At 42.8% G+C, this 16,900-nt stretch carries 11 protein-coding genes; 1 reads left to right on the top strand and 10 read right to left on the bottom strand.

Annotated features, from left to right (window positions below; all coding sequences use genetic code 11):
* Positions 1 to 292: 292 nt before the first annotated feature.
* The 5 genes from treY to CDG77_RS29400 form a co-directional block, all read right to left on the bottom strand.
* On the bottom strand, positions 293 to 3,091 hold the full coding sequence (gene treY, locus CDG77_RS29420; protein ID WP_094332794.1) for a malto-oligosyltrehalose synthase: 2,799 nt from the start codon (positions 3,089 to 3,091) through the stop codon (positions 293 to 295).
* A 600-nt stretch (positions 3,092 to 3,691) separates the two neighbouring features.
* On the bottom strand, positions 3,692 to 5,539 hold the full coding sequence (treZ, locus tag CDG77_RS29415; RefSeq protein WP_094332793.1) for a malto-oligosyltrehalose trehalohydrolase: 1,848 nt from the start codon (positions 5,537 to 5,539) through the stop codon (positions 3,692 to 3,694).
* A 410-nt stretch (positions 5,540 to 5,949) separates the two neighbouring features.
* The gene (locus CDG77_RS29410; RefSeq protein ID WP_094332792.1) at positions 5,950 to 6,498 is read right to left on the bottom strand and encodes a hypothetical protein; all 549 of its coding nucleotides are present in this window, start codon (positions 6,496 to 6,498) and stop codon (positions 5,950 to 5,952) included.
* A gap of 927 nt (positions 6,499 to 7,425) precedes the next feature.
* Positions 7,426 to 8,934 (bottom strand): UbiD family decarboxylase, encoded by a 1,509-nt coding sequence (locus CDG77_RS29405; RefSeq protein WP_094332791.1) that lies wholly within the window; start codon positions 8,932 to 8,934, stop codon positions 7,426 to 7,428.
* 441 nt (positions 8,935 to 9,375) lie between these two features.
* Entirely contained in the window at positions 9,376 to 10,098 is a 723-nt protein-coding gene (locus tag CDG77_RS29400) for a carbonic anhydrase (protein WP_094332790.1), read from the bottom strand.
* Positions 10,099 to 10,430: 332 nt separating this feature from the next.
* On the opposite strand from CDG77_RS29400, the gene CDG77_RS29395 reads away from it, so the two are divergent.
* Positions 10,431 to 11,720, top strand: coding sequence for a hypothetical protein (locus CDG77_RS29395; RefSeq protein WP_094332789.1), 1,290 nt, complete (start codon positions 10,431 to 10,433; stop codon positions 11,718 to 11,720).
* Positions 11,721 to 12,561: 841 nt separating this feature from the next.
* Here the strand turns inward: CDG77_RS29395 and CDG77_RS29390 are convergent.
* The 5 genes from CDG77_RS29390 to CDG77_RS29370 all read right to left on the bottom strand — a co-directional run bounded on the left by CDG77_RS29390 (position 12,562) and on the right by CDG77_RS29370 (position 16,798).
* On the bottom strand, positions 12,562 to 13,290 hold the full coding sequence (locus CDG77_RS29390; RefSeq protein ID WP_094332788.1) for an ABC transporter ATP-binding protein: 729 nt from the start codon (positions 13,288 to 13,290) through the stop codon (positions 12,562 to 12,564).
* An 85-nt stretch (positions 13,291 to 13,375) separates the two neighbouring features.
* Positions 13,376 to 13,600, bottom strand: coding sequence for an indolepyruvate ferredoxin oxidoreductase subunit alpha (locus CDG77_RS29385; RefSeq protein ID WP_094332787.1), 225 nt, complete (start codon positions 13,598 to 13,600; stop codon positions 13,376 to 13,378).
* A gap of 144 nt (positions 13,601 to 13,744) precedes the next feature.
* Entirely contained in the window at positions 13,745 to 14,953 is a 1,209-nt protein-coding gene (locus tag CDG77_RS29380; protein ID WP_094332786.1) for an ATP phosphoribosyltransferase regulatory subunit, read from the bottom strand.
* Positions 14,953 to 15,906, bottom strand: a complete 954-nt coding sequence (locus tag CDG77_RS29375; protein WP_094332785.1) for a J domain-containing protein — start codon at positions 15,904 to 15,906, stop codon at positions 14,953 to 14,955. Before CDG77_RS29375 ends, CDG77_RS29380 begins: the two co-directional genes overlap by 1 nt.
* 79 nt (positions 15,907 to 15,985) lie before the next feature.
* Entirely contained in the window at positions 15,986 to 16,798 is an 813-nt protein-coding gene (locus CDG77_RS29370) for an inositol monophosphatase family protein (RefSeq protein WP_094332784.1), read from the bottom strand.
* Positions 16,799 to 16,900 lie beyond the last annotated feature (102 nt).

The following is a 16,900-nucleotide window of genomic DNA, read 5'->3' as shown; positions in this document are numbered from 1 at the left end:
ACCCTAACCCTCCCCTTATAAAGGGGAGGGAACCGGATTTTCCGGTCTCCCCCCAATACATCGGGGGGATTAAGGGGGGTAATTCTACTTGTGTATACACGGTAGCCTTATAAAGGAGAGGGAACTAGATTTCCGGCTTCCCCCCAATATATCGGGGGGATTGAGGGGGGTAATAGGTACTTGTGTGTACACTGTAGCCTAGAAGGAGAAAGACTTTAAATTTTCCCCCTTCCCGCGACGAGTTGGGGGTTAGGTTTTTCGTGGACTGCTAATTGTCAGACGTAAAACAGATTCACTCTGCGCTACTAACTAACAAAGCAACTGGGAAATGGGCGAGGGCTGAACCGATGGATAGGGTTTCTGTAGCTTGTAAGGGTTGCTGAGTGAGGACGTTTGTCCAGGAGAGGGGAGTTCCAGGGGGGAGTTGCAGGTGCGTATCTTGCCAAACTGACTCACCTAAAGGGTTGTCTCCGGGTTGGATGAAACTGGTTAAAAAGCGAGGCGCGATCGCGATCGCTGTTTGATTCCCTTCCCGCCGTGCAAAGGCGATAATGTGATTGGCATAAGTTCCCTGAACTTCTAAGGGCAGATAGTCGCCATCCTGGAATAATGAGACATAGTTTGTTCTAGCTTGGAGTAATTGAGCCGTTAAAAACAGTTTGATTTTACCGTCTGTTTTGTCGTTTAATAACTCCTGAATCAGTCCGAGAATATCTGTTTTCACCTCTTTGCGGATGGCACTTAAGTAAGTACGTCGCTGTTCAAAATCCACGGGACGGCGGTTATCTGGATCTACTAGACTGAGTTCCCAAAGTTCTGTTCCTTGGTACAAGTCGGGTACGCCGGGTGCGGTAATCTTCAGGAGAGTTTGAGAAAGGGAATTGAAAATACCATGCTCTGCAATTCGCTGTTGAAAGGGATGAAAGGCTTTTAGAAATTCCTCGGAGATGGAAGGATCGAGTACCTTCTCAATAAAGGAAGTACAAGCTTGTTCGTACTCGCTATCAGGTCGCAACCATGCTGTATGCACTTTTGCTTCTCTAATTGCCTTAATTATATAATCTTTGACTCGTTCCACGAAGGATGCGTGTTCTTGTTCCGCAAAAGGAAACGCCCCTACAAAGGTTTGATAGATAAAATACTCATCGTTGCGATCGGGCATAGCAAACCCGTGGCGATGACTGCGATTTCCTCGATTAATAGCACTCCAGGTATTTACCTGCCGATCCCAATCTTCTGGGATTTCTGACAACACATTCAACCTGGCCCGCACATCTTCGCCGCGTTTGGTGTCGTGGGTAGCTGTGGTGTTCATTGTGTGAGGCCAAGTTGCTTGGTGCTGTTTGTTAAAGGCATGAAATTTGGCTAATTCAATCCCAAAATGACTGGGATTTCCCCCGACTTCATTTAGCGACAGCAAGCGATTGTAAACATATAATGTGGTGTCTTCTACACCTTTGGCCATTAGCGGCCCGCTATATTGCTGCATCCGCAAGACAAAATATATCCACTGTTCGCGTTCTGTTTGAGTCAGAGAGTTATCAAACTCAAGCAGCATTAACTTTTCAATAAAGGTCAGTTCGTGCTGCAACAGGGGCGTTTGTTCTTTGGCTTGGTTAATTACTTCTTGAATGGTAGCGCGATCGCTATCCCCAATTCCATCGGGGGTAATGTAGGTACGGTAAATTGGGAACAGGGTTAGAACTTCAGCGATCGCTCTTTTCAAGCCATTCAGCGTAAAATCATTGCCATAACGATATTTACTAGAAATGTTCTTTAACAAAAGAGCCAAATTGTCAATATCACCCGCTAAATTCTTTTCTAGGATCAGGTGCTTTTTATCCTTCACTATCGAGGCATAATCTGCTCTTGAACCAATAAAATTCTGGTAGATTTTATCGAAGGATGATTCATTTTCAGTTTGACAAAATACGCCATTTACATAGTTAAGAAAGTCATATCCAGATGTCCCTTCGATTGCCCAGTTTTCTGGCAATTCTTCAGTGAGTTCTAAAATCTTTTCGACCGTGATATAAACATCTCCCGTTTTTTCCCGCAGCCTTTCTAGATACTGGATTGGGTTATAGAGTCCATCAATATGGTCAATGCGTAAGCCGGTAAATTTGCCCTCTTCAACTAGCTTTTGAATTAGGCTATGAGTGTTATTAAAAACTCGCACTTCTTCAACTTTAACGGAAATAAGTTCGTTGACGGTAAAGAAACGGCGATAGTTCATTTCTTCCGCCCCGACTTTCCAGAAGGCGAGACGGTAAAACTGGTCATTTAGTAATTCATCTAGCAAGTTAAAGCTTTCTGAATTACCTGGTTCTCCGTTGAAAGTTTGAATATTTTCGTCAATGAATTCGTGGATGGCATCGTTTGTGGTGTAGAGTTCCCAAACCAATCCTTTAATAAATGCGATTTGGTCTTGTCGCTGTTTTCCTGCGACTTCTGAGGGCACACTTTTGAGAATATACAAAATCCCTAATAGTTTAATAAAATCGGGATGATTGCGTCCGAGTGTGCGTGTGAGTTTGCCCAAATTATGGGTAATAAATTTTGTATAAGATTCTAATCTTAGCGGCAGTTTTAAGCTGTAATAGTTTACGGTTAAACCGTTTTGTTCGTATTGAAGTTGAATATGTCCGTTTTCGAGGGATGCACCATAGAAATCTCCTAGTAGCGGTGCGAGGATTCGCTCTTGGCGATCGCCAAAGGGAGCATTCCAAGAAAGATCGAAGTAGTCAGTATAACTGGAATCTGGGCCGTGTTCCAATATGTCCATCAAGTAATCGTTTTCGCTGCTATAGGCCATGTGGTTGGGCACAATATCTTGTAACCAGCCCATACCTAGAGATTGGACTTCGCCAACTAAGGCATCAAAGGATTCATTCGTTCCCAGTTCTGGGTTAAGTTGAGTGGCATCTACTATATCGTAACCGTGGGTACTCCCAGATCGGGCTTTGAAAATGGGGGAGGCATATAAATCGGAAATACCCAAATCTGCTAGATAAGATGCGATCGCTTTAGCATTGTCAAAACCAAACTGGGGTGTAAACTGAATTCGATAGGTGGCGGTAGGAATTCGCATGAGTTTGTTGTAATAAGAGATGGGGCGATACGGTTTGGTTAACATGTTTGTTTCTCGGAGATCCCCCCAACCCCCCTTAAGAAGGGGGGCTTTTCCCAATCTTTACCCCCTTTTTAAGGGGGTCGCCGCAGGCGGGGGGATCTTATCTGAAACCTATTTAGGGGGGGGGAATTTGAGCCTTTGAGCCTGAACGTTGAGCCTTTGAGCCTGAACATTGAGCCTTTTAGCTCGAACGTTGAACCTTTTAGCCTGAACGTTGAACCTTTTAGCCTGAACGTTGAGCCTTTTAGCTCGAACGTTGAGCCTTTTAGCTCGAACGTTGAACCTTTTAGCCTGAACGTTGAGCCTTTTAGCTCGAACGTTGAACCTTTTAGCTCGAACGTTGAGCCTTTTAGCTCGAACGTTGAACCTTTTAGCTTGGAACTTGAGGTTATGAGGCTGAAACTTTAAGTTCTAAGGGACTTCCAAAAAATAAAATATACAGTAGGGTGTGTTAGGCGAAAGCCGTAACGCACCGAGATATCTGGCGGTGCGTTAGCGACAGCGTAACGCACCCTACAAAATTGGATATTTTTTTAATTGGAAGTCCCTAACTCTCACTCATCCTTTTTCATACAGTACTAAACTAGTAGGTCGCAATTCCACTTCTTCTCCCGGAGACAGATGTTCAGCAGCTTCAGAACCATGCCCAGACCATGAGGTATCAGCAGAGTCTAACAACTTATTAGCATTTTGCTGAATTGGCAGAGTTACTTTCACTGAAGACGAATTAAAATTCATCACAAATATTAGTTCGCTTGATTCGCACCAACGACGCACGATGACCACCTGCTTATCTTCATCGCTAGTCGCTTCGATGAAATTGCGGTCTTGATTTAAAAGGGCTGGATGCGTCTTGCGTAAATTAATTAACTGGCGATACCAATTCCACAGAACTTTGTGATTACCTTCATTGTGTAATTGCCAATTGAGTTTAGACTTTAGGAAAGTTTCTGCCGATTCGGGATCTGGGGGATCGTCTGCATAGTGAAATGCTTCAAATTCTTGTTTGCGTCCGGCTCGAACTGCTTGAATCAAATCGGGATCGGAGTGACTAACAAAGTAAATGAAGGGTGCAGTTTCTCCATATTCCTCTCCCATAAATAACAGAGGTAAATTAGGCGAGAGTAGCACAGCGCCAGCAGCTAACTTCAATCCTTCAAAAGAGATCCTCTCAGTGAGGCGTTCTCCTTTCATTTGATTGCCGATTTGATCGTGATTCTGAATGCAGACTGTAAACTGTGAGAAATTGCGATCGCGGCAACTTATGCCATGAAATCTTTTGCGATCGGGCGAATACTTCCAATCGTAGACAAAACTATCATTGTAAGCTTTTGCCAAATCAGCAAGCTTCCCAAAATCGTGATAATATCCTTGGCGATCGCCTGTCAACAGGGTGTGCAATGAATGGTGAAAGTCATCACTCCATTGGGCATCGATTCCATATCCACCCAATTCTACCGGACGAATAATTTGCGGATTGTTCAAATCGCTTTCAGCAATTAAATGGCGTTTCCATTTTTGCCCTTGTTGTGAGAAATGATGAACTGCTTCCGCCAATTCTTGCAAAAAATGCTTGGCTCCCAAGTCGTAAATTGCCTGAATTGCATCAAGTCTCAATGCATCAATGTGGAATTCGCCCAACCAGTAAAGGGCATTTTCGATAAAATAATTTCGCACACCCTGACTATGGGCATCGTCGAAATTCAGCGCTTCGCCCCACGGCGTTTTATAGGTTTTAGTAAAGTAGGGCGCGAACTGGCTCATGTAGTTGCCTTCTGGCCCAAAGTGGTTATACACCACATCCAGCACTACAGCAATATTGTGTTGGTGGCAAGCATTTACCAGTTCCTTCAGTTCGGCTGGGCTACCGTAAGAATTTTGAACAGCAAAAGGGTAAACGCCGTCATAACCCCAGTTGCGATATGCCAGAGAGGCTTCAACATGAGTGTCTCCCGGAAACTGGGCGATGGGCATGATTTCAATGGCATTAATTCCCAGTTCCCGCAGTTCCGGTAAGCGGGGAATAATCGCACTGAAAGTTCCTTCCGGTGTAAAAGTCCCAACGTGGAGTTCATAAAAAATCATCGACTCCACAGGAATACCTGCCCACCCTTCATCTGTCCATTCAAACTGCGGATCGACAATTTGAGACGGGCCATGTACCCCTTCCGGTTGATACTGCGATGCGGGATCGGCAAAAGTATCTTGGCCATTTAAGACATACTGATAAAGCGTACCCGGATACACATCGCTGACTTTCGTTTGCCAGTATCCCTCAGACTGAGGTTTGAGGGGAATTAACTGTTCTTCTGGAGTTAAAATTTTTACTGTAACACCATCTAATAGCGGAGACCAAACTGTAAATTCACACTCTCCGTTACCCAAGTAGTTAGCACCAATTCTCACGCAGTCTCCTCCAGTCAAATTCTATGTTGTGCTGTATTGTGGTGCGATGGCGTAGCCGCCGGCCGTAGGCGATCGCAATATGATTGATTGCACAATGTTTACAAACACGCCAGATAGCATAATGGTTTGTCTGCCAGACTTTTTGCTAGCACCTGGAGGCGGATTTTCTGATAAAACAAACTCTCTCTAATGACAAATTTAGTTGTGAGTCTCCCTTTGATTCCCCGACTCATTTGACAATGCGCTCACTTTTTCGCATTGCTTCCCTTCAACTGCGATCGCTACGATTGAGCTAACCAGATGGCGATGGAGAGGGCTGAGTAAGAAGAATACTCAGTTAACTCAGCCCTCTCCATCGCCTAAAAATATTTATCCAGCAAGCGATCGTGTCACTTGCTCCAATGTTTAACTTAGAGAGGAAGAGGAACCTGTTCTGCCACACCCTTAAGTGGTAAAACCAGATAAGTCAGTTCCGATCCCGCTCGATTGATGACACGCCCTAAGCCCCTGGCCTTAATTGCTACGGTATCAAAGTTTTGTTTTTGACCATTTTCAAGATTTACAGTTGGTAGCACCAACGTTAACTCTAGTTGACCTCGATCGAAGTTTGGCTCTAAGGTAACAGTAATAAGTAAACCTAAAGCACTTTTTTGTTTCCTAATTTCCTTACCTCGAAAAGTCAATTCTCCTGATGGCCCATGATAAATTAGTTGTGAAGCTTTTGGTGGATCGTCCACTCGCACTGGCCCTGGCGCTTGCGGAAAGAAAACAATTTCTGTAGTCTTAATCGGGTCAGTGAAAGTATACTGGTTTGCTTGATTAAGTTGAGTTGTATCTGCTAACTTTTGGACAGGTTTTAAATCTACTGCAATAGTTGGAACAGAGTTGACCGATCCAACTATTGCTATAGCTAGAGTTGACGTAGTAATTGCAACGAGTCGATAAATTTTAGTTCTCATGATAGTCTAATTTATTATGTAGTAGACGCAGACATCTTTTGCACTTTCGAGTTCATGCTGACAGTTTTTTTGAATAACTCAGTAACTGACAACCTCCAAACGATATTTACGTGTATTCTACAGGATTAGGGATAAAATACAATACATTTATTTCCTCTTTTCTAATCTTCCAAGAGGCAATACAGACCGCCCAATTATGGACTCATACCACCAGCGATCGCTGCAATAGCGACAGCAAGAGGAGCATTCACTCATGGATTCGACCCTGGATGAATTGAAGTCAGTGTTGGTAGCAGAGAGAATACGGCCCAAAGAGGTGAGAATAGTAAAAATCCTGGTCAATAAAATTGGCTTATATTTATGAAACAGTTTTTTTTGATAAAAATACTTGGTAGAAGTACATTTGTCTAGGTTAGTTACTACCACAAAAAAAACTGTCATATTTACAATCAGGTAAACAATCACTTAAGAAATATATTAGAAATAGCGATCCAATAATTTATCCACACTGAAATACTAAATGCTATTAGAAATTGAAATATTTTTCTGCGCTCAACAATAGGAAAAACATGAGCTAGACTTTTGATGTATTTTTCCTAGTATTTATGATTGAAATTGTTTGATTTTATGTTGAAAATAACGGTACTTGTTTTTGTAGTGTTCTCTATGTTTTATATTCTAATTTTAAAGGATGCTGAAACGTCTATGGTTTATATGTTAGGTGCAATGGTTTGTACACTATTATTAATAGGCAATAAACTCTCACCTAGAAATTAAGACTTTTTGCACCTCCCCCAAATCTACTATTTGATAGAGGTGCAAAAACGCCGATTATTCAGACGTTCATAGACTCGCTTTTCGCGTCGCTATCCGCCAGTCGTATAGAATACCTAACTGAATTCTGTTTCGATGTTGTTATTTAACACCTTACCTCATATCATAGCCAAACAAATTTGGGTCTACTTCTCCCAACTGCAACTCTGCTAAACCATACTCCGCCCATCGCCTCTCTACCATCGCCGCCACATCTGGGTCAGATTCCAAAGGCGAACCCCATTCATGGTCTGTTTCGGGCGGAATCTTTGTAGTCGCATCAATTCCCATCCGTCCACCTAAGCCAATCTTTTCACTAGCAAAATCCAACGTATCAAACGGTGTATTCGGCAAAATAAACACATCTCGTACTGGGTCAACTTTGGAACTAATCGCCCACACTACTTGACGGGGATCGCGAATATTGATGTCTTTATCTACAACAATTACAAATTTAGTGTAAGTAAATTGTGGTAAAGCACTCCAAAAAGCTAAAGCTGCTCGTCGCGCTTGTCCGGGATATGCTTTATCAATGGAAATAATCGCTGCTTTGTAACTTAAAGCTTCCATTGGGAGGAAGAAATCGACAATTTCTGATACTTGTTGGCGCAGTATGGGCGTATAAATACGATTTAGTGCGATCGCCATCATCGCTTCTTCTTTAGGTGGACGACCGCTAAATGTTGTTAAGTAAATCGGATTTTTCCGGTGTGTCATACACTCAAAGCGTACCAATGGCGAATCTTCCACACCGCCGTAATAACCCATGTGATCGCCAAAGGGGCCATCTGGTAAGACTTCTCCTGGTGTAATCGTTCCTTCCAAGACAAATTCTGAATCTGCGGGAACTTCCAAATCGACGGTTTTACACTTCGCCAACTGCACACCAGAACCACCGTATAGTCCAGCAAACAGCCATTCTGATAAATCTACAGGGATGGGCGTGGCAGCTGCCATAATAATTAGAGGATCTACACCAAGTGCGATCGCAACTTCTAATTTCTTCCCACGTTCCGCCGCTTTTCGCAAATGCCTCGCACCACCCCGCACCGATAACCAGTGAACAGTCATCGTATTTTTCGATTGTAGTTGCAAGCGATACACACCTACATTTGGTGTACCCGTCTCACAATCTTTGGTAATTACCAGTCCCAGCGTGATAATCTTGCCAGCATCACCACAATAAGGACGTATCAAAGGTAACTTGTTTAAATCTAAATTATTACCTTGAAGCACAACTTGCTGACAAGCGGGGAAAAAGTCCCGTCCTGGTTTCGCCTTTACCACATCAAACAGCACTTTGCCAAAATCTATGGCTTGGGAAATCTTCTTCGGCGGTTTTGGTTGTTGTAGCATACTCAGTTTTTTCCCCAGAGTTTCCAACTCCTCTGGATGCTGCATATTCATCGCCCAACAAATCCTTTCTACAGTTCCCATCAAATTCACCGCCACCGGAAAGGAAGCGCCTTTGACATTTTCAAACAACAACCCTGGCCCACCTTTTTGCAGCATCCGGTTGGAAATCTCAGCAATTTCTAAGTCTGGGTCAACTAAAGCTGAAATCCGCCGTAATTGTCCTCTTTCTTCTAGAATTTTAATGAATCCCCGTAAGTCTCTCGCCATTGTTCTAATAAAGTTGATTATTTAAGAAGTGTGAAGCGCTTTCTTATATTATGGGGCATTGGGGATTGGGCATTGGGGACTGGCAAAGAACAAGAGAGAATTTGTTCAATTATTCTCCCTTGTCTTCCACTCCCTCATCTATCCATTTAGGAAACTGCTGGTTTTAATTGGAAATTAACCTATTTAGTAACTTTTCTTAACTGTGTTTTCCAAAGTATTTAGTTATTGTATCTAGGGATACGCAATTATTTTTTATAAATAAGCGCTAACCTAATCAAACATGGCCAGAATATACTATACCTTCCTGGCAGGCGGCTTTGTTATATGGCCCCTGCTGGGTTTATTTGTTACAAGCGTTGACAGTGCCTTGGATCGATAAAGGTTGAATAAATAAAATTATAAATATCGTTAATAATCAAAACTCTAAAAAATCCAGAGTATTCAAGTAAGAATGTTGACTTTACCTGTGTCAATATCATAACAAGCACCGACAATCTTTAGTTTACCTTCACCAAGCAATTTGGCTAAAATTGTTGAGCTTTCCTGCAACTTTTCAGTCTGATATTGAATGTTAGCTAGAACCACATCCTGCATATTATCACCCGTTCTAAACTTTACCCTTTCTATAGATGGTTTGATGCCCTCAACAATTAAACCAATTCTGCCAGGAAGTGCTTCATTTTTGAGCGCTTCCGCGACTGCACCACATCTTTTATGACCTAATACCACAATCAACCGCGAACCTAATACTGTTGTAGAGTATTCCAGACTACCTATAACCGTATCACTGACCACATTCCCAGCAACACGCACGACAAATAAATCTCCAAGTCCTTGATCGAAGACAATTTCCGCAGGTACTCTAGAATCTGCACAGCCCAATATAGCTGCAAAAGGATACTGAGCTTTAGCAACTAATAGTAGACGTTCTAGTGATTGACTGAGATATTGACGTTTTTGATGGATAAATCTTTGATTACCATCTAGCAAGCGTCTAATGGCTTCATTTGGACTGATTGGATTAGGGTTAACTGGGTGAATATCTGCAACAGCAGTTTGCTCTGGATTCCAAAAGCTATCAGCAACAACAGTAGCTGCAACACCTAGGAAACTGGCAAATTTTAAGAAATCACGTCGCCCGACAAATCCATTAATTCGGCTCATCAATCTACCTGACAACAACAAAGCTTTTTCCAAAAAAATATCATACTTAAGCAGGATATAAGAGTACCTTGTTACACGCTTTAAGAGTCATTTAATATTTACACAACATCGTAATTTTTAATTTATAAACTATCCAGAATTATTATTGTATGCCCTAAGTAAGCTTTAGCTTATTTGTCAAAATTAAGCTCTGAAGAACTATAAATATAATATTTTTTTAATCCGTAACTCTCTTGTTGATAAAAAATATAATTCGTGTCAACAGTCAAAACAACCTATTGTTTATATTTCCTGTATTTTTGGGAATACTTAACACAGTACTGGCTATAGATATGGCTTTTTTAAATAAAATAAACTGGAATTTTCTACGTAAAAATGCTCCAAATAGCCCTGGGATAGATCCTTCTGCCCTCAGCCAACAATCTGCAACACTATCAACCTCCAAAAACCTAGCTAAATTAGAGCATGAAATGGAGTTAGAGAGGCAGGCGATCAAAACACCCCCTCTGCAACCGCATCGCAAAACCAAGCGGGGTATAGGTAGTAAACTTATTTGGATAGCAATACTTATCGGTATTCCCGGTGCTGTAATTTGGGTGGCGAACCAGCCTTACCCGGTGATTCGCCATCCGGTGATGCTCCATGCGCCTTTTTTGTTGCTACCCAGCTATATGAGTATGGATAATCACTATCGACAGGCGTTGGTATCAGTCGAGCAAGCTGAACAATTGATTGAAAACCCTACCAGTCCTGCTGATTTGGCTTTGGGCGAAGAGAAGCTACAAGAAGCACAAAAACATTTAGACCAATTACCAACTTCTTTTGTTAACGATTGGAGTGAATACAGATATTGGTGGTATGACTCGCGCTTTAGCATCTATGGTTTTAATACATTTCGGAGTAAAGTTGGGAAGCTAGAAGCTCAGGTTTTTCAGGAAAAAAATGCTCAGTCTTTGCTTACTGAGAATATGAAGGCTTTCTTAAATGCGAAACAGCAATATGAACGGGCGACAACAGCAACTGATAAACAGACTGCAACAGCTGCTTGGCAAACGGCGCTGAATCAATTTGAGCAGATTCCTGGTCAAACTCTGGCAGGAAAAACTATCCAAAATCAATTGGATAATTATAAGCGTGAGTTCAAGGAAGTTGTTGGATTGGCGGCGGGAAACGATCGCATCAGTGCCTTAATCACCGCAGCACGGCAATTTTCTTGGCAAGCTGCTAAAGCTGGTCAAAATCCGCCGCATAGCGTCGCAGAATGGCGACAAATAGAAAATTTGTGGATGGAGGCAATTGAGCGGCTCAAAGAGATTCCCTCAAAGGATGTGGCGGGTTATACCGAAGCACAGAAGTTATTAGCAATTTATGAGGCTAATTTAGGTGAAGTCAAGGTGAGACGGCAAGCTGAGGCGGATGCTGTAGAGGCAATGGAATTAGCACAGCGAGAAATCGAAAGCTTGTTGGCTTCAATTCCTGTTGATGCTCATGATGTGAGGCGCAATCGGGTGTTGAGCCAATTGCAGAGTATTATTAATCAATTAGAAAAAGTGCAAAACGGCACAACAGCCTATCTAAAAGCTCAAGATTTACTACTATCGGCAAAAAATAAACTCAGGTAGCTACAGGTTCAATAAATTGTGGCGATCGCTCTATACGATTAGTGTTAGTGATATTTGACTCTGGATATCCTCCCCAACCCTGCTTCTTAAGGGGGGTTGGGGAGGATATCCTTGACTAACTATTGTTTTCTGTTTGATTTCTAGCCAGTTGTGGTGAAGCGGTGACGCTTGCTCTGCTTGTTTACTGCAAACCATACCATTTCAGGTAGTTTACAGAGCGTGAGCGTCAACAACTGGCCATTGGGTGGGATTTTGAGACGGGAATCGATCCCTTGTAGAAGTTTCTCAATGTCCCAGTAACCCTGCTGATATATCAATTAAAACTGGAACAAAAAAATTTTGGCTGCCAAATTGCCAAAAGCACTCAATCAATTTTGATTGGGGTAAACATAGACGTTTTTATACCATAAAAAACGCTCCAGATTCCCTCTGGAGCGGCTTTACAGAAGTTATTTTGACTCAGAGGTATATCAAAAAGTGATGCAGAGCTTTATATATAGGAAGTTCAGTAAGCCTTCTTGTTCAATTGGGGTTCTGGCAAATCCGGTTAATTTGCATTTTTATCATTTTTTCCTAAATGAATGTCCTGTTTTACCTTTTTACTCGCTGTAGATGTGATTAGAAACGCAAGGATTATTGGGGAGAATTCTTTGAGCATCGAAAACGACGGTCGCGGCAGTGGCAGGAATTGTTATAGTTTTTGTATTAGTTTATAGATAGCGTAGGCGCACTTCGCCTTCTCTACGAGACGCACTCGCGTTCGGCATCGCTATCGGCTCGTGAAGTTTCCTTATTTCAAGTGGTGTTATGATTGAATGGGGGCAAGAGTAATTAAAGAGGGTTAATGTCTTTTACCTGCTCCCAGATATAGTTCACCCACTTTAGGATCGTTTAATAGTTCTTGACCAAGGCCGGAGATAGCATCGCGTCCCGACTCCAGTACATAGCCACGATTAGCCATCTCTAAAGCTTTACGGGCATTTTGTTCTACTAATACAATCGCAGTTCCCGCCTGATTAATTTGTTTAATCTGCTCAAACACCTGTGTCACCAAGATTGGTGATAAAGCAGCAGATGGTTCATCTAAAATTAGCAAACTAGGTTCCAACATCAAAGCTTTGCCCATCGCTAACATCTGGCGTTCTCCTCCAGAGAGAGTACCAGCGCGTTGACGACGGCGATCGCTTAATCTGGGGAACATGGTAAATATTTTATCTTTAATTGGTTTCAGGGGAACGTTAAGCACAAAAGCACCCATCTCCAAGTTCTCTTCAACACTCAGAGAGGGGAAAACATTGGCGATTTGCGGTACGTAGCACATTCCTCGTTGAACAATTTGATTGGACTTTAGCCCCACAATATTTTCACCTTTAAAGGTAATTGTGCCTGTGTGGGGGATCAAAAGCCCAAAAATTGCTTTTGCCAAAGTAGATTTACCAGCACCATTGGGGCCAATCACTGTTACTAATTCCCCTGGAGCAACCTGAAAATTTACACCTTGCAGGATATCTACATCTTTGATGTATCCAGCATGGACATTTTGAACATCTAGTAAATAGTCATTTGTCATTTGTCATTTGTCATTTGTCATTTGTCATTTGTCATTGGTCAACAGTCAAGTCAAAAAATAACTATTGACTGTTGACTATGGACTATTAAGGGGTTTTTTGCAAGTCCGGTCGTTCTTCTGCAAGAATTGCCCCTTCGACTGGGCAAACTTGGAGACATATACCACAGTCGATGCAAGTGGCAAAGTCAATCCAGTACCAATCTGTTCCCTTGGCATTTTTGCCTGGGCCATCATGAATACAAGCTACTGGACAAGCATCTACGCAGTCAGCTACGCCTTCACAGACTTCTGTAACAATTGTGTGCGGCATGTTCTCGATTCCCTCTTTTCTGTATCGGCTATTTCTAGCCTAGCAGGGGAGTGAAAAAGCAGGGGAGCAGGGGGCAAGGGGGAGAATAAAAAATTAGCTCTTTCTCCTCTGCTCCCTGCCCCTTTGCCTCTTTCCCCATGCCCACTAACGCAATGATTCAATTTTTGGGGAACCATCAGCTTCGATCCAAGCAATTTGGGCTATGCTGCGATCGCGTGCATATTGACGAATCGCGTCTGCATCCCTTCCCCCTAAATCAATTTCTACCCGCACTAAATGAGTGGAATCTCGTAGTTTTTGCGCGTAGGCAAAGGCAGGGGCGTTAGCACTCTGCGTCTCTGGTACTACTAACCAGTTACTCGCAGGGGTTACTTGCGGTAATTGCTGAGTAGATAACAAAATTTGGTATAAATCTTCGATATTGAGTCCAAAACCAATTCCGGGGATGTTTTCTCCTTGGGGATGATATAACCCCAAAAGTTGGTCGTAGCGACCACCACGCCCTAAAACTCTGGCTTGGGACTCGGTATCATTGACGACTTCAAAGACGATCCCAGTGTAGTAATCTATGGTCTGGATGAGACTAAGGTCGAGGATTAAGGGAAATTTTTTCTCTGATTCTAGTAACTCTACTAGGGATTTGAGGTTATTCACTGCCTCTCGCTGTTCTTCATCTAGATCCAAACTACTAACTTTTTGTAACACGTCTGCACTGGGGCCGCGCATATCCAGCATGATTATGGCGCGATCGCGGAGTTTGTCACTCAAGGGTAAAGTATCTATAGTAATCCGGTCGAGATGAGCGATCGCACTACGAACTTTATCCTGTAAATTAGCAGGAAATGCACTCAGGAGCGATCGCGTAATTCCCGCTTCACCTAAAATTAAGTGCCATTGCCGCAAACCCAGTGCTGCTAAACAATCTGCCACTAACAGGAGTACTTCCGCATTTGCCAGCAATCCGCCAGCACCTAACAACTCCACCCCAGCTTGATAAAACTCTTGCTGGCGATTATGCCTACTTTCCCACGTGCGGCGAAACACATTGGCGTTGTAGTACAACCGTTGTGGATAAGTTGTATTTGCCATGCGAGTGACAACGGTACGAGCAATGGACGCTGTTAATTCTGGACGTAGCCCTAATTCATCATCTTCGCCTTGTAGTTGAATCACCATCTGGCGCTGGATTGCTTCTCCTGCCATCAGCGTATCCATGCGCTCTAAAGTTGAGGTGATAATCCTGTGATATCCCCAACGATGAAACACCTGCTGTAACCGATCTTCAATCCAGCGTTTTTTCTCCACATCCAAGGGCAATAAATCCCTGGCTCCTGCTGCTGGTTGATACACCATTATTTTTTCTTCCCACCAAACAAACCACCGAACAAACCACCACTACCAGATTTATCTGGTAGCTTATCTCCATTATTAGGGGATGAAGTCACCTTATGATCGCTAGATTGTTGTCCGAGAGCTTTATCTATTTTGGGTTTCCATTGCAATGCCCTTTCGTCATTGGGGTCTAGTTTTAAAGCATTGTCGAAGTGGATTTTTGCCATTTTTAGCTGATTTTGCTTTAAATACACCATTGCAATTAAGCTATGACAGTGACTATTTTTAGGTTCTAACTTCAGAGCATCCTGCAACTCTACTTTGGCTTGGGCAAATTGGTTTTTGTCAATCAAAGATTGAGCGCGACGAACATACTGTTCTACAACCGAGTCTTCTTTTGGTGGCGCTGGTTCTGGTGGTAGATTTTTTGGTGTATTTGGCTGAGGTGTACCTGATTGGACTTTGGGTTGAACAGGTGGCGGCGATGAGGATGATTTGCTTGCACTCCGCATTAAATAGACTAAATTCAACTCACTAACTTGGGCAATAACTTGCAGTACTTGCTCTAAAGAATCATATTGAGTTTGAGCAAGTTTAGCGATCGCACTTTTATAGACACCATCGAGATTAGGTGTCTGGGCTAACTGTTTACCCAAGTCGGTGTTGAGAGTTACCGAAGTAGACTCTTGTAACAGGCGCTTGCCAATTTGCGACAAAATTAAAATATATTCCGTGCGAGTGCGATCGCCAACCAGTTTTTCGTAAGCTGGGTTAACCAGCTTTGATAACAATTCGTTCCCTAGCTGTTTTTGTTCATCACTTTCAGTAAAACTACTATCCGGGTGTAAGCGGCGGGCAATTTGGAGATAGCGTTTCCGAATCTCTTTGATATCCGCATCAACTGGAACGCACAATACTGCGTGATGATCTATGAAATCATATTTAAATAGTCCACGATCTATTTTGAAAGACATATAGAGTTTTTACACCAAGGGAGCAGTTAGGTTGCTTTTAGTTTACCCAAAGTCGAAGGAAAAGCCCCCACCCTAACTGCTATACCCAGGCTGACAGTGGCGGAACCTGTAAAAGTTCGTTACTGAGGGAGTCGTGAATATAACCATTTGTGGCCAGAATTCTACCTGACTCAATTTTGACAGAAGTGCCATCGTAGGCAGTAACTTTGCCCCCGGCTTCTTGTAACAAAATTATCCCGGCGGCAATATCCCAAGGAGAAAGCCCTCGTTCCCAGTAACCATCGACACGTCCACAGGCAACATAGGCCAAATCTAGTGATGCTGAACCGCTACGTCTAACCCCTTGCGTAAGATGGGTGAGGTGACTAAATTCTGCGTAGTTGTTATCAGAGGTTTCGCGGCGATCGTAGGCAAATCCTGTCACTAGCAGGCTTTTACCCAGTTCAGATGTTGTTGAAACATTAATGGGACGACGGTTTCGCGTTGCTCCCAAGTCAGTAGCAGCACTGAATAGCTCATCGTGGAATGGGTCATAAATTACACCAACTTCTGGAACCCCATTAATTAACAGCCCAATGGAGACGGCAAAAAATGGGTATTGATGGGCGTAGTTGGTTGTGCCATCTAGAGGATCTATTACCCAGAGGTATTGATTTTCTTGATTACCTAATTTGCCTGATTCTTCAGCGAGGATAGAGTGCTTAGGAAAATGGCGACGCAAAATTTCTAAAATCAACTCTTCTGAGGCTTTATCAGCAGCCGTGACTAAATCACCAGGGCGACCTTTTTCAATAATTGCGTCTTCTAACTTACCCAAGTAACCTTGCAAAATAGCACCAGCAGCTAAGGCCGCTTCGGTAGCAATATCTAGAAAAATTTGTATATTTGTCATTGGTCATTTGTCATTGGTCATTTGTCATTGGTCATTTGTCATTGGTTTATCTCCCCCCAGTCGCCATTACGCCTTATCCCCAGAGGGGGCCCCACCTTCCCC

This window comes from Nostoc sp. 'Peltigera membranacea cyanobiont' 213 (genome assembly GCF_002245975.1).
Classification (GTDB): Bacteria; Cyanobacteriota; Cyanobacteriia; order Cyanobacteriales; family Nostocaceae; genus Nostoc.
The sequence above is the reverse complement of the archived record's forward strand: the minus strand, read 5'-3'. Positions and strand labels throughout refer to the sequence as shown.

Excerpts from the sequence above, each read along its gene's own strand:
- treY (WP_094332794.1), bottom strand. The coding sequence starts at position 3,091 with ATGCGAATTCCTACCGCCACCTATCGAATTCAGTTTACACCCCAGTTT.
- CDG77_RS29410 (WP_094332792.1), bottom strand. The coding sequence starts at position 6,498 with ATGAGAACTAAAATTTATCGACTCGTTGCAATTACTACGTCAACTCTA.
- CDG77_RS29405 (WP_094332791.1), bottom strand. The coding sequence starts at position 8,934 with ATGGCGAGAGACTTACGGGGATTCATTAAAATTCTAGAAGAAAGAGGA.
- CDG77_RS29400 (WP_094332790.1), bottom strand. The coding sequence starts at position 10,098 with ATGAGCCGAATTAATGGATTTGTCGGGCGACGTGATTTCTTAAAATTT.
- CDG77_RS29395 (WP_094332789.1), top strand. The coding sequence starts at position 10,431 with ATGGCTTTTTTAAATAAAATAAACTGGAATTTTCTACGTAAAAATGCT.
- CDG77_RS29390 (WP_094332788.1), bottom strand. The coding sequence starts at position 13,290 with ATGACAAATGACTATTTACTAGATGTTCAAAATGTCCATGCTGGATAC.
- CDG77_RS29385 (WP_094332787.1), bottom strand. The coding sequence starts at position 13,600 with ATGCCGCACACAATTGTTACAGAAGTCTGTGAAGGCGTAGCTGACTGC.
- CDG77_RS29380 (WP_094332786.1), bottom strand. The coding sequence starts at position 14,953 with ATGGTGTATCAACCAGCAGCAGGAGCCAGGGATTTATTGCCCTTGGAT.
- CDG77_RS29375 (WP_094332785.1), bottom strand. The coding sequence starts at position 15,906 with ATGTCTTTCAAAATAGATCGTGGACTATTTAAATATGATTTCATAGAT.
- CDG77_RS29370 (WP_094332784.1), bottom strand. The coding sequence starts at position 16,798 with ATGACAAATATACAAATTTTTCTAGATATTGCTACCGAAGCGGCCTTA.